Source organism: Catenuloplanes indicus (genome assembly GCF_030813715.1).
Taxonomy (GTDB): domain Bacteria; phylum Actinomycetota; class Actinomycetes; order Mycobacteriales; family Micromonosporaceae; genus Catenuloplanes; species Catenuloplanes indicus.
Map to the genome: position 1 here is coordinate 5,400,787 of NZ_JAUSUZ010000001.1, position 13,040 is coordinate 5,413,826.

At 69.5% G+C, this 13,040-nt stretch carries 15 protein-coding genes; all 15 read right to left on the reverse strand.

The features are described 5' to 3' along the window. Nucleotides 1–19: 19 nt before the first annotated feature. Nucleotides 20–292, reverse strand: coding sequence for a hypothetical protein (locus J2S42_RS24395; RefSeq protein ID WP_307242667.1), 273 nt, complete (start codon nt 290–292; stop codon nt 20–22). Beyond that, the gene (locus J2S42_RS24400) at nt 292–1,893 is read right to left on the reverse strand and encodes a hypothetical protein (RefSeq protein WP_307242668.1); all 1,602 of its coding nucleotides are present in this window, start codon (nt 1,891–1,893) and stop codon (nt 292–294) included. Before J2S42_RS24400 ends, J2S42_RS24395 begins: the two co-directional genes overlap by 1 nt. Then, nucleotides 1,871–3,922, reverse strand: coding sequence for a flagellar biosynthesis protein FlhA (gene flhA / locus J2S42_RS24405; RefSeq protein WP_307242669.1), 2,052 nt, complete (start codon nt 3,920–3,922; stop codon nt 1,871–1,873). The genes J2S42_RS24400 and flhA overlap by 23 nt, the downstream gene beginning before the upstream one ends. A 107-nt stretch (nt 3,923–4,029) precedes the next feature. Beyond that, nucleotides 4,030–5,103, reverse strand: a complete 1,074-nt coding sequence (gene flhB, locus J2S42_RS24410; protein ID WP_307242670.1) for a flagellar biosynthesis protein FlhB — start codon at nt 5,101–5,103, stop codon at nt 4,030–4,032. Between the two features lie 16 nt (nt 5,104–5,119). Then, nucleotides 5,120–5,878: a flagellar biosynthetic protein FliR gene (gene fliR / locus J2S42_RS24415; protein WP_307242671.1), complete on the reverse strand. Its 759-nt coding sequence runs from the start codon at nt 5,876–5,878 to the stop codon at nt 5,120–5,122. Between the two features lie 28 nt (nt 5,879–5,906). Continuing rightward, a complete protein-coding gene (fliQ, locus tag J2S42_RS24420; protein WP_307242672.1) occupies nt 5,907–6,176 on the reverse strand; it encodes a flagellar biosynthesis protein FliQ in 270 nt (89 codons plus the stop codon). Between the two features lie 697 nt (nt 6,177–6,873). After that, nucleotides 6,874–7,143, reverse strand: coding sequence for a flagellar biosynthesis protein FliQ (gene fliQ / locus J2S42_RS24425; protein ID WP_307242673.1), 270 nt, complete (start codon nt 7,141–7,143; stop codon nt 6,874–6,876). A 110-nt stretch (nt 7,144–7,253) separates the two neighbouring features. Beyond that, nucleotides 7,254–8,027, reverse strand: a complete 774-nt coding sequence (fliP, locus tag J2S42_RS24430; protein WP_307242674.1) for a flagellar type III secretion system pore protein FliP — start codon at nt 8,025–8,027, stop codon at nt 7,254–7,256. Further along, nucleotides 8,024–8,470 (reverse strand): FliO/MopB family protein, encoded by a 447-nt coding sequence (locus J2S42_RS24435; protein WP_307242675.1) that lies wholly within the window; start codon nt 8,468–8,470, stop codon nt 8,024–8,026. The genes fliP and J2S42_RS24435 overlap by 4 nt, the downstream gene beginning before the upstream one ends. Before the next feature lie 10 nt (nt 8,471–8,480). Then, a complete protein-coding gene (gene fliN / locus J2S42_RS24440) occupies nt 8,481–9,221 on the reverse strand; it encodes a flagellar motor switch protein FliN (protein WP_307242676.1) in 741 nt (246 codons plus the stop codon). A gap of 22 nt (nt 9,222–9,243) precedes the next feature. After that, the gene (locus J2S42_RS24445) at nt 9,244–10,152 is read right to left on the reverse strand and encodes a flagellar motor switch protein FliM (protein ID WP_307242677.1); all 909 of its coding nucleotides are present in this window, start codon (nt 10,150–10,152) and stop codon (nt 9,244–9,246) included. A gap of 173 nt (nt 10,153–10,325) precedes the next feature. Continuing rightward, nucleotides 10,326–10,778 (reverse strand): flagellar basal body-associated FliL family protein, encoded by a 453-nt coding sequence (locus J2S42_RS24450; RefSeq protein ID WP_307242678.1) that lies wholly within the window; start codon nt 10,776–10,778, stop codon nt 10,326–10,328. A gap of 43 nt (nt 10,779–10,821) precedes the next feature. Then, nucleotides 10,822–11,721, reverse strand: a complete 900-nt coding sequence (locus J2S42_RS24455; protein WP_307242679.1) for an OmpA/MotB family protein — start codon at nt 11,719–11,721, stop codon at nt 10,822–10,824. Nucleotides 11,722–11,759: 38 nt separating this feature from the next. Then, entirely contained in the window at nt 11,760–12,545 is a 786-nt protein-coding gene (locus J2S42_RS24460; protein WP_307242680.1) for a motility protein A, read from the reverse strand. After that, nucleotides 12,545–12,940 carry a flagellar FlbD family protein gene (locus J2S42_RS24465; protein ID WP_307242681.1) on the reverse strand — a complete coding sequence of 132 codons (396 nt, stop codon included), beginning with the start codon at nt 12,938–12,940 and terminating at the stop codon, nt 12,545–12,547. The genes J2S42_RS24460 and J2S42_RS24465 overlap by 1 nt, the downstream gene beginning before the upstream one ends. Nucleotides 12,941–13,040: the final 100 nt, after the last annotated feature.

The window sequence follows — 13,040 nt, forward strand, 5'->3', positions numbered from 1 at the left end:
CTCGCCGTGCGATGTCGGGTCAGGCGGCGATGCGCGGGGTGGCGTCGGTGATCGTGCCCTCCAGCGGGGCCTCCGGGTGCTCGGTGACCATGCTCTTCGCCGGGTCAGGCCGGCCGTAGCCGAACGTCACGAACCGGAAGCCGGCCAACAGCAGCGCCGCGACCGGCACCGCGACCAGGAAGCGGATGAGCGCGTCCGTGACGTCCAGCGTCTGGAGCACCAGCGACTGGAAGAACGCCGGCAGGGAGAGGATCGCGGCGAACCACAGTGCAGACGGACGGATCAGCCCCATTAACGCCTCCGCTTTCGGGTCGACTTCTTCTCGGATTGGGTCAGACGCTGGCACAACATGGCGGCCCACGCGTGCGGTGACGCGTCCTGGCCGTCGATCGTGAAGATCGGTACTTCCAGACCCAGCACGGTGGCCGGATCCGCGGTCACGGCGGTGCCGTAGACCGCCACCGCGTCCACGTCACCCATTCCCTTAAGGTGGCGCAGCGTGTCCGCGGTCTTCCGGGTCGCGTCGACGGCCGCCCACACCTCGGTCGCACCGATGGCGTCGCAGACGTCCCGTACCCACTCCTCGTTCGGCTCGTTCACCGGCGCGTCCAGCACCACCACGTACGGTGTGTCGCCTCGGTGGATCTTGCGGGCCTTCTTCTCGGCCGCGCTCGGCCCGGAGATCTTCCGCGACGGGTGGATCCCGGTGCCGGCCGCGGACGGTCCGGCCAGCAGCAGCCGGGACGCGTCCAGCCGCAGCTGCTCGACCACCTTCCGGGCGACCGGCAGCGCGTGGCTCAGTTCCCCGGCCACCACCAGCACGTCACCGGCGCGGGCCGGCGGCTGCGGCCGGGCTGGCAGGTCGGCCAGCGCCTCCAGCACCCCGCCGTAGGCGTCCGGGCCGCTCGCCCGCTCCGCCATCGCGGCCGGCATGCCCAGCGCGACCAGCCTCTCGGCGATCGGGCTCCGCGCCACCTCGGCCGCGGCCTCCGGCTCCGGTTCCGGCACGGGCGCCGCCTTCGGCGCCGCGGGAGCGACGACCTCAGGAGCCTGCACCGGTACGGCTGGGAGCGCCGGATGCACCGGGACCAGCGCCGATCGTTCCGGTGGCGCCGGAGCGGCCGGGATGATCGGCGCCTCGGGCGCCATGGTCGCTGTTGCCATCGGTGTACTCATCGGCGGCGGCGCCGGTGCCGGCTGGGAAACCACGGGTGCCAACGGGTTTGTTTCCGCGATCAGCTGCTCCAGCAACGCCGGGCTGACCATCGGGGCGCCCGGTGCCGGTGGGCCGTCCGGCGACGTCGCGGCCGGTGGGCGGTACGGCCGCACGGTCGGCGCGGCCGGCTTGAGCGGCACGTCGATCGCGGGCGCGGCCCCGCCGGACGGCGCGGAGGGCGTGACGACGGGATACCCGGCCGGTGCTCCGGCGGTCACCGCACGCTCGGCCGGCGACCGGGTCAGGTGCCCGCTCTCCAGCCCGGCCATGATCTCGGCGAACGCCGGGCTCGCGGTGGAGACCAGCCCGGCGCGCGCGGGCAGCTCACCGCCGCCGCCCTGGCCGTACGTGTTCCGTACCGCCTGGGTGGTCTGCTGTTCCCGCGCGGCGGCCCGGCCGAAGCCGTCGTTGTCCGCGCGCTCCAGCAGCGCCGCCAGCGTGTCGGCCGGCTTCTCCCGCGACGGTGGCTGCTGACCGCCGCCGCCCGGCCGGCCGGACATCACGTCGTCCGGCACCTCCACGGACAGCTCGTACTTCTGTTTCGCGAAGAAGCCGCCGAAGCCGCCGGTGCGGACCTTTTCCGCGGAGATGATGCGCACCGACGTGCCGTACTCCCGGCGCACCTGCTCCAGCAGCGGCTCGATGGCCGGACCCTCAAGCAGCACCCGCGTAGGCACCGTTCACCACCCCCATCGTCTCGATCTGCGCGGTCGAACCGGCGATCTCGGAGTAGGACATGACCGCGGTCTTGCGCCCACCGGCCCGCAACAGCCGGTGCAGCGGCGGCCGCAGCTGCGGGGAGCAGGCCAGGACCGGGCTGGCGCCCTGCTGCTCCGCGGTCTCGGCGTGCATCCCGATCTGGTTCACCACGTTCTCGGCGAGCGCGGCGTCCAGCGCCAGGAACAGCCCGTTCTCGCTCGGCCGCAGCGACTCCAGCATCGCGTGCTCCAGCTGCGGGTCGAGCGTGATCACCGTCAGCGTGCCGCCGGTGGTGAACTGCTGCGCGATCGCCGGGCCGAGCGCCGCGCGGGCCGCCTCCACCAGGCCGTCGTGGTCGGTCGAGACCTTCGCGCGCAGCGACAGCGCCTCGAAGATGCGCACCAGGTCGCGGATGGCGACGCCCTCCTCCAGCAGCGACTGCAGCACGCGCTGGATCTGGCCGAGGCTGAGCAGCGACGGGGTCAGTTCCTCGACCACCACCGGGTGTGTGCGCTTGACCGTCTCCACCAGCGCCCGCACGTCCTCGCGGCCGAGCAGCCGGCTCGCGTTCGTGCGAACCACCTCGGCCAGATGCGTGATGATCACCGAGGCGCGGTCGACCACGGTGGCACCGGCCAGCTCCGCCTGGTAGTGCAGCTCGGCCGGGACCCACTTGCCGGCCAGCCCGAACACCGGCTCGATGCCGGCCCGGCCGGGCAGCGCGGAGAGGCCGTCGCCGATCGCCAGCACGGTGCCCGGCGGTGCCTGGCCGCGGCCGGTCTCCACGCCGCTGATCCGGATCGCGTAGCCGGACAGCGGAAGTTCAAGGTCATCGCGGGTACGGACCGGAGGCATCACCACGCCGAGCTCCAGCGCGATCTTGCGGCGCAGCGCGCGGACCCGGTCCAGCAGGTCACCGCCGGTCGGGTCGACCAGGTCCACCAGGTCGGGGGAGAGCGCCAGCTCCAGCGGGTCGACCCGCATCTCACCCATGATCGACTCGGTGGTGTCCGGGTTGACCGCGGCGGCCGCCGTACCCTCCGCGGCCTCGCCGTCCTTCGGCTCCTCCACCGGCGGCTTGAGCCGGGTGGACGCGAACAGCACCAGGCCACCGACCACCAGGAACGGCAACTTGGGCAGGCCCGGGATCACGCACAGCGCCAGCGCGGCACCGCCGCCGATCTGCAGCGCCAGCTTGTGCTGACTGAGCTGTTTGGTGACGCTGCTGCCCATGTCGCCCTCGGTGGCCGACCGGGTCACGATCAGACCGGTGGCCACCGACAGCAGCAGTGCCGGGATCTGCGAGACCAGGCCGTCACCCACGCTCAGCAGGCTGTACGTCTGGATCGCCTCGGCCGGTGCCATGCCCTTCTGCAGCATGCCCACGCCGAAGCCGCCGATCAGGTTGATCAGCGTGATGATGATGGCCGCGATCGCGTCACCCTTCACGAACTTCGAGGCACCGTCCATCGCGCCGTAGAAGTCCGCCTCCGCGGAGACCTCGGACCGTCGCTTCCGCGCCTCCGGCTCGTCGATCAGGCCCGCGTTCAGGTCCGCGTCGATCGCCATCTGCTTGCCGGGCATCGCGTCCAGCGTGAACCGGGCGCCGACCTCCGCGACCCGCTCCGCGCCCTTGGTCACCACGACCATCTGCACGATCACCAGAATGGTGAAGATGACCAGACCGACGATGAGCGAGCCGCCCACCACGAAGTGACCGAACGCCTCGATCACCTTGCCCGCGAAGCCGTCCATCAGCACCAGCCGGGTCGCGCTGATGTTCAGCGCCAGCCGGAACAGCGTGAAGATCAGAAGTAGCGCCGGGAAAATCGAGAACTCCAGCGGCTTTTGGACGAACATGCTGACCAGGACGATCAGGAGCGCGCCGGTGATGTTCAGCGCGATCAGCATGTCGAGCACCAGCGTCGGCAGCGGCACCACCATCATCACGATGATCGCGATGACCCCGATCGGTACGGCCAGCTGGCCCATCAGCCTCGTGTTCACGGCACCTTCCACGGGTGTGGGGGGTATTCCCGGGCTGGTCCGTGCCCCTGGGTGAAGGTGCCGTCCTGGCGACGTTCCGATCGGCAGCCCGGTGGGAGAGTTGAGGCTTACGCGGCCAGGCGGTGCGTGCCGGCCGCGGAACCGCGCGACTTCAGGCTCATCACGAACGCCAGCACCTTCGCCACCGCGCCGTAGAACTCGGCCGGGATCTCAGTGCCGATCTCGCAGCTGCCGTAGAGCGCGCGAGCCAGCGGCACGTCCTGGATCATCGGGATCCGGTTCTCGGTCGCCAGGTCGCGGATCTTCTGCGCGATGTTGCCCTGCCCCTTCGCGACCACCCGCGGCGCGCCCTTCTCCGGCTCGTAGCGCAGCGCCACCGCCACGTGCGTCGGGTTGACCAGCACCACGTCCGCCTTCGGCACGTCGGACATCATCCGGTTCCGTGCCATCGCGTGCTGCCGAGCCCGGATCTGGCCCTTGACGTGCGGGTCACCCTCGGTCTTCTTGTACTCGTCCTTCACCTCTTGCTTCGACATCTTCAGCTGCTTCATGGTGCGCATCCGCACCACGAAGTAGTCGGCCGCGGCCATCACCAGGCCGGCCACCGCGGCGGTCCGGATGATCGCGATGGTGGCGTCCTTGACCATGTCCAGCAGCACCGCGAGCGGCAGGTTGCCGGCCGTCATCAGCGACGGCACCAGGTCCTTGATCTGCATGTACAGCACGCCGGCCAGCACCAGCGTCTTGACCAGCGCCTTGACGCCCTCCCAGATCGCCTGCATGCCGAGGATCCGCTTGAAGCCCTGCAGCGGGTTGAGCCGGGAGAACTTCGGCATCAGCAGCTTGGTGGCGACGTGGATGCCGCCCTGCGCGCCCGAACCGGCGATGCCGATCAGCATCATCGCGACCGCGAGCGGCGCCACCGCGTACGCCGAACCCAGCAGGGCGTCCCGGAACATGTCCAGCGCGGACCCGACGTCCGGTCGCTCGACCACGTCCGGCAGCCGCAGAATCACCTCGCGCGCCTTCTCGACCGCCTTCTCCAGCGTCATCGGCACCAGCACGCTGGCCGCCGCGATGCCGGCCCAGGCACCCAGGTCCGGCGTCTTGCCGATCTGGCCCTCTTCGCGGGCCTTCTTGAGTTTCTGTGGTGTGGGTTTCTCGGTCTTCTCGCCGCTCACGTCTCACCTCCCCGCGTCAGGCCCCGGATAGGGTGACGACCGCGGAGACCGCCTTCTCGACGATGACGTCCAGCGCGCGTGGCAGCACCGCGATCGCGGTACCGCCCAGCATCAGCACCAGGAAGATCTTGGCGGGAAAGCCGAGCGAGAACGCGTTGAGCGCCGGCGCCACGCGGTTCAGCAGGCCGAAACCGACGTCCGTGAGGAACAGCACCGCGATCAGCGGACCGGCGATCTGGATCGCGGCCAGGAACATGTCCACCACGCCCTCGGTGAGCAGCCGGGACAGCGTCTCCAGGGACAGCGTGTCGTTCAGCGGCAGCGAGGTGTACGACATCATGAAGCCGCGCAGCACCATCTGGTGCCCCTCGGTCGCGAACAGCAGCGTCACGGCCAGCAGGTTGTAGAACCGGCCGAAGATCGAGCTTTGCACCTGGGACAGCGGGTCGAACGCCATGGCCAGTGTGAACCCGCCGAACAGGTCGATCATGTCACCGGCTGCCTGGATCGCGGCGAACAGCAGCGCGGTGATGAAGCCCAGCGCGGCGCCGACCAGCACCTGCTCGACCACGGAAACGAGAAGAGCCGATGTCGCCAGCTCCGGCACCTGACCGGCGAGCTTGGGCGACATCGGCAACGCGAGCGCGAGGGCGAGCAGGGCCTTGATCCGGGCCGGGATCAGCCGCGAGTTGAACGGCGGGCAGAGCGCCAGCCACGCGGACGCGCGAACCATGGCGAGCAGCAGCGCCGTGAGGTTCGCCGTCTGCAACTCCATCGACACCATCGCCCGGCCCGGCCCCCGCCTACCCGAGAAGGCTCGGGATCCGCTCGAACAGGTTGTGCGTGAAGGACATCATCTCGTGCAGCATCCAGTTGCCGCTGACCAGCAGCGCGACGCCACAGGCGATGGCCTTGGGCACGAAGCTGAGCGTAGCCTCCTGGATCTGGGTCACGGACTGGAACAGCGAAATGGCGAAGCCGATGGCCAGCGCGGTCAGCAGAACGGGCGCGCACAGCTTGGCCGCGATGGTCATGGCCTCAAGCCCGAGATGCACAACCTGCGTGTCCGTCAAGGTTTCGCCTTCCGTCGAGTTCCGCGGCGGCTCGTGCCCCGCTGACAACTACTCTCCGCCGCGCCCGTCGCAGCCCGGTTACCCTCCCGGTCACCGCTCGGTTGCCACGCCACTCCGCCGCCCCACATCGCCCGACACCGCGGACACCCGCCGGTGTACGCCAACCGCAGACCGGCGCCGCATCGCCGCTTCGGCCGCCGTCCGGACCGGCTCTACGCCACTTGCGACCATCGCGACTCGCTCGCGTTCGCCCTTCCACCGCCCCGTGGGAATCGCAGCCAGCCCGGGTCCGTGACTGCTTTCCGCCCGCCTTTGCTCTGCTTACATGCACAAAGCACGCGAATCGGCAGTCAGGGAGCGGCGTGCGCGCCGGCGGTTTGGAGGGTTTTGTTCATGTAAGCAGAGCAAAGCGCGCGCGGGAGGGGGCGGGGTGGTGCGGGTTGCGGCGCGTTGTGGGAGGTGAGAGACGTGGGAATCGCGAGGGTTGGTGAGTGGCTGGGACCGGCTCCGGCGCGGCGGCCGGAGCGGAGCGGAGCGCCAGCGGAGTCGGAGGCCTCCGCGCGGTTTGCCCGCGGGAGCATGCCCATCGCGACCACGCCGGGAGCGGGAAGATCGGTTTGGGGGGTTTCTGAGGTATTTGGGAGAAAGGGAGCAGGGCCCGGGTGGGGGAACCCGGGCCCTGCGGAGGAAGGACGTGTCAGCCGAGGAGGCTGGGGATGCGGTCGAAGAGCTGGTGGGTGAAGGACATCATCTCGTGGAGCATCCAGTTGCCGCTGACCAGCAGGGCGACGCCGCAGGCGATGGCCTTGGGGACGAAGGAGAGCGTGGCCTCCTGGATCTGGGTGACGGACTGGAAGAGGGAGATGGCGAAGCCGATGGCCAGCGCGGTGAGCAGAACGGGTGCGCAGAGCTTGGCCGCGATGGTCATAGCTTCGAGCCCGAGGTGCACGACCTGCGTGTCGGTCAAGGTTTCGCCTTTCGCCAGCGGTGTGCGGGGCGTTTGCCCCGCTGAGAAGTAATCTCCGGCACCGGCGTGGCGGGACGGGTACCGGCTCGGTGGCCGGCCGGTTGCAAGGGTCAGCCGTAGCTGCCGACGAGCGCGGTGATCACCAGGCCCCAGCCGTCGACGAGCACGAACAGCAGCAGCTTGAACGGGAGGGCCACGGTGACCGGCGGCAGCATCATCATGCCCAGTGACATCAGTGACGCGGACACCACGATGTCGATGATGAGGAACGGGATGAAGATGACGAAGCCGATGATGAACGCGGCGCGCAACTCGGACAGGATGAACGCGGGCACCAGCGTGGTGAGCGGTACGGCGTCCGGGTTGGCCGGTTTCTCGGCGTCGGCGACCTTGGTGAGCAGCGCGATCTCGTCCGGGCGGGTGTGCTCGAGCATGAACGCGCGCAGCGGGCGCACGCCGTCGTTGAACGCGGCGGTCTGGTCCTTGTCGCCCTTCAGGTAGGGCTGGACCCCGGTCGCGTTCACCTCGGACAGCACCGGGCTCATGATGAAGAACGTGATGAACAGCGCCAGGCCGGCGATCACCTGGTTCGGTGGCATCGAGGTGAGGCCGAGCGCGTTGCGGGTGATTCCGAGGACCATGAACACCTTGGTGAAGCACGTGCAGAGCAGCAGCAGCGCGGGCGCGACGGACAGCAGCGTGAGGCCGATCAGCAGCACGATCGAGGTGGACGGCTGGCCGGCGTCACCGCCGCCGTTGATGTTGATGTCGATCGTGCCGGCGTCGGTCGGCTGCGGCGCGGGCGCGGCCGCGACCGACGCGGGGCTGATCAGCAGCAGCGCGCCGAGCAGGAGCAGTAGTGCGACCGTACGCCTCGCGGTCATCGCCGGACCGTCCGCTCCCTCAGGAAGTTCAACGTCTGTGCCCAGGTACGACCGGAGGCCGCGCCGCCGTCCGACGGACGTTCCACGATCACGCTGTCCTCGGCGCCCTCACCGCTGAGGTCCTCGCCGGGCCGCACGTGCTCGGGCAGCGTGATCCGGTTGCGTTTCTCCAGCGGGCCCGCCAGCTGTCGCTCGACCGCGGCCAGGTCGGTCTCGCCGAGCAGCGTCACCTGGCCCTCGGTGACGCCCACGATCAGCGCGCGGTCCACCACCCGGATCAGCGCGACCGAGGAGCCCCGGCTGAGCTGCGCGCGGGACAGCACGTCCAGCGCGGCGCCGCTGTGCCGCCCGGTGAGCGGCTTCTTCAGCACGCGCGCCAGGCCCCACATCAGCCCGAAGACGATGGCCAGCGAGAAGGTGATCCGGAGGACCAGCTCGAGCACGAGGGTTCACCTACTCGTTCGGAGTCATGATCTCGGTGATCCGGATGCCGAAGTTCTCGTCGATCACGACCACCTCGCCGCGCGCGATCAGCCGGCCGTTGACCAGCAGGTCGGCCGGGCTGCCGGCGGCCCGGTCCAGCTCGACGATGGTGCCGGGGGTGACCGAGAGCAGGTCGCGCACGCTCATCCGGGTGCGCCCGAGCTCGGCCGAGACCTCCATCTCGACGTCGTGCAGCATCTCCAGGCCGGCCCGGACCGCGGTGGCCGGCGCGGTGGCGCGGGGTGCGACGTCACCGCCCTCGGACGGCCACGGTGAGAGCAGCACCGCCACCACGGCCCGGGTCTCGCCGCCCTCCAGCAGCGGCACGCTGACCGTCATGTCGCCCTTGACGGTCAGCGCGCTCATCGCGACCGCGGGCTCCATCACCTGTCCCGGATCCAGCACGACCGGGCCGAACGCGCGGGCCGCGCCCTCCAGCGCGGGCCGGACCGCGGTCGCCAGGTCGAGCTCGCCGAGCGGGCTGGTGCGCAGCGCGTCCGCGAGGTCCGCGCCGACGATCACGACCACCTCGCCGGTGGCCGCGCCGCTGAACCGCGCGGTGATCGCCTGGCCGTCCGGAAGGTCCGCGATCGCGCCCGAGACCGGCTGCCCGGCCTGCAGCGGCGTGCTGGTCGGCAGCACGGCGAGCGCGGCCTGGGCCGCGGAGCGCGCGAGCGTCAGCTGCGAGTCGGTGACGGTGGCCGCGGTCATGCGTGCACCCCCTGAGGCTGCGTCATTTGCGGGAGTCCTCCTTGGGCGAGGGCACGATCAGGCAGGCGAGACGCGCTCCCTGGGTCCCGGGGACGGCATGGGCGAAGACGGTGTCGTTGACCACGACGGAGAGGGGGACGGTGACCGGGTGGCCGAGCGGCACCACGTCACCGGGGCGCAGGTCGACGATGTCGTCCGTGCGCATCCGGATCGGCGCGAAGCGGACCGCCACGTCCAGCGGCGCGAGCGACAGGCCGGTGGTGAGGTTGGACTGCGCGCGCAGCAGGCTCATCCGTTCCTCCGGTGTCAGCTGCACGTCCTCGGTCGGCTTCTCCAGCACCGGCAGGATGCTGGCGAACGGGATGCAGATGCTGGCGATCGACTCCTCGGAGCCGACCCGGATCTCGAACGACGTGACCACCACGGCGTCGCCGGGCGCGATCGTGCGGACGAACTGCGGGTTGTACTCGATCGCGCCGAGCTTCGGCTGGACCGTGACCATGGCCTCCAGGCCGTACGCGAGCTCGCCCAGCATCTTCTCGATCAGACCGCGCAGCAGCGGCATCTCCAGATCGGTCAGCGGGCGTTCGGGCTGCGCGCCGCCGGGCCCGCCGAGCAGGTGGTCGATGCTGGCCATCGCGGTGCTGAGCGGCACCTCGAACAGGATCGAGCCGGTCAGCGGCTCCAGCGTGACCACGGCCAGCACGGTCGGGTTGTTGAGCTGGGTCTGGTACTCCTCGTAGGTGAGCTGCTCGATGGCGAGCAGGCCGACCTGGGAGACCGCCCGGAGCCGGGTGGTGAGCAGGGTCCCGCAGCTGCGCGCATACGTCTCGAAGGACATCTGCAGGTTCCGCATGTGCTCGCGGGACAGCTTGATCGGGCGCCGGAAGTCGTAGGGCTGCGGCCCCGTACCTCCACCGCGACGCGACATGCGGCCCGATGCGACTTTGCCTGAGACCGCGGACGGCGACTTGGTCACGCGGTTCCCATCGGCATCTTGAGAGCTTCACTGAGAAAACCGCCCAAACTCGCCTCGGGCGGTGCCGGCGTGCCCCGGCGGGCCCGGTGAACCGGAGCCCGCCTCGCACGTTACCGACATTTCGCTTATTGCGTGACGAAAGTCGTGTAGTAGATCGCCATGACCTCGTCCTCGTACGCTTCCTTGATCTTCTCGGTCAGCGCCTCCTTGAGCTTGGCCCGGCCCTCGGCCGTCTCCAGCTCGGCGACCTTCACGTTGGTGTACTGGTCGATCGCCAGGTTGAGCGCCTTGCTGCCGTCCGGCTCCTCGGTCGCGGTCGCGGTGGCCTGCAGCGCGATGCCGACCTTGAGGTAGTGCCCGGCGGCCAGGTTGATGGTGACCGGGTCCAGCGCCACGATCGCGCCCGGCTCCGGCGCCGGTGCGGCCTCCTCCTCGCTCGACCCGCCGGATAGCAGCATGAACGCGCCGCCGCCACCGCCACCGAGCAGCAGCACCGCCGCGATGATGATGATCAGGAGCTTCTTCTTGCCGCCCTTCTTGGGCGCGTCGCCCTCAGCGGCCTTCTCGTCCTTAGCCATGGAATTTCCCCTTTGAGCGTGTGGAAGCTGGTGTGTGTGTGTGCTACTTGTCGCCGACGACCGTGGGCAGCAGGCTCGCCTGCGTGGCCGGCAGGGTGGTCAGGATGATCACGTCGACCCGGCGGTTCATGGTCACCGAGCGCGGGTCCTTCGGGTCGATCAGCGGGCGGGTGTCCGCGAAGCCGTTCGCCATCAGGCGCTTGTCCGAGATGCCGTCCGCGATCAGCCGCCGGACCACCGACGACGCGCGGGCCGAGGAGAGCTCCCAGCCGCTCGGATACTCGCCGGCCGACACGTTGAGCTGGTTCGTGTGGCCGTCGACCTCGATGTTGTTCGGGATCTTCTTGAGCGCCGGCACCACCGAGTCAATGATCTTGTTGCCGCTCGGCCGCAGCTCGGCCTTGTTGCCGGCGAAGACCACCTCGTTGGTGACCACGGTGACGATCAGGCCGCGCGCGTCGATCGAGTACTTGACCTGATCCTGCAGACCGGCCTTCTTCAGCTCGGCGTCGATCTGCTGCTTGATCTTGTCCAGGTTCTCGGCCTCCGCCTGGGCGGCCGCCAGGTCCTGCGCCGCCTTCTGCCGGTCGTTCGCGGCCACGGCCTGCTCGATCTGGTCCTCGGTCGCGGTCTTCGGTACGCCGGACACCTCCTCGGCCAGGCCGGGGTTGATGTTCATGATGCTGGCGTCCGTGGCCGAGCCGTCGAGCAGCGAGATGTTGCCCTGCAGCGCGGCCGACTCGGCGCCGAAGCCCTGCTTGAGACCGGCCGCGAGCTCGGCGTACTTCGCCTTGTCCACGTTGCTCATCGAGTAGAGCACCACGAAGAGCACGAAGAGCAGGGTGAGCATGTCCGCGTACGACACGAGCCAGCGTTCGTGGTTGACGTGCTCCTCGTGCTCCTCGTGGCCGCCCTTCTTCTTGGGCTTGGCTGCCTTGGCCATTACTCACCTCCCTCGGATTCGATGTGACGTCGCATGGATCAGGCGGCCTTCTTGCCCTTGTCGTCCGCGGCCGGCTTGCCGCCCGGCGGGAGCAGGCTGCGCAGCTTCTGGGCGACCAGGCGCGGGTTGGAGCCGGACTGGATGGCCAGCACGCCCTCGATGGTCAGCTCCATCTGGTCGACCTCGAGCGCGCTGAGCCGGGTGAGCCGGTTCGCGATCGGCAGCCAGAGCACGTTCGCCGCGAGCACGCCCCAGAGCGTGGCGCAGAACGCCGCGGCGATCGCGTGGCCGAGACCCTCGGGCTTGTCCAGGTTCTCCAGCACGTGCACGAGGCCCATGACCGTACCGATGATGCCGATCGTCGGGGCGAAGCCGCCCATGTTCTCGAAGATCTTGATCCCGGCCTTGTCCGCCTTCTTCTTGGCGGTGATCTCGGCGTGCAGGATGTCGTGCAGCTCCTCCGGGTCGGTGCCGTCGATCGCCAGCTGCAGGCCGCGCTTCAGGAACGGGTGCGGCACCTCCTTGACCGCGTCCTCCAGCGCCAGCAGGCCCTCGCGGCGGGCCCGCTCGGCCAGCTTGACCACGTCGTCGACCAGCTTGTCCGAGGCGACGACCTTGGCCAGGAACGCCTTCTGCAGCGACGCGCCGACCCCGATGGTGTCCCGCATGATGCCGCCGGCCATGGCCGCACCGAGACCGCCGCCGAACACCAGGAGCATCGACGGGATCAGCAGGATGGAGCCGGCGTGACCGCCCTCGAGCGCCTGCACGACGAAGACGATGACGAGCGCACCGACTACTCCGATAATCGTTGCGAGGTCCATCAACGGTCCTTTCGGTGCAGCGGAAGGACCTTCGCGGTCTTTTCCGGATCAGGGTCAGTGGAGTCGGGGTCGTCGTCGAGCAGCTGGTGCGGCGTGTTGTCCAGGCGCTGCGCCTTGGCGATCAGGCCGGCGCGGTATCCCATGATCAGGTCGATGAACTCGGGCACGGATTCGGAGATGATGTACTTGGTGCCGTCGACCAGGGTCACGACCGTGTCCGGCGTGCAGTCGGCACGCTCGACGAGATCGGGGTTCAGGGCGAACACCGTGCCATTGAGGCGGGTAACCAGAATCACGGGATAAGCCGTCCTTTGGGGCGTCTTATTGGCTGGGCTGGAAGGCCGTCCGTGGCCTGCACATGACTCTTCGACGCCGGCGCCGGTGAGGTGAGTCATCGGAAGTAGCAGGGCGGTGGTAAGCCGTTGCCCGAACTGAGCGAAAAGCAGCTCTCAAAAAGCAACCGGGGCGGGCCACTGAGAGTGGCCCGCCCCGGCG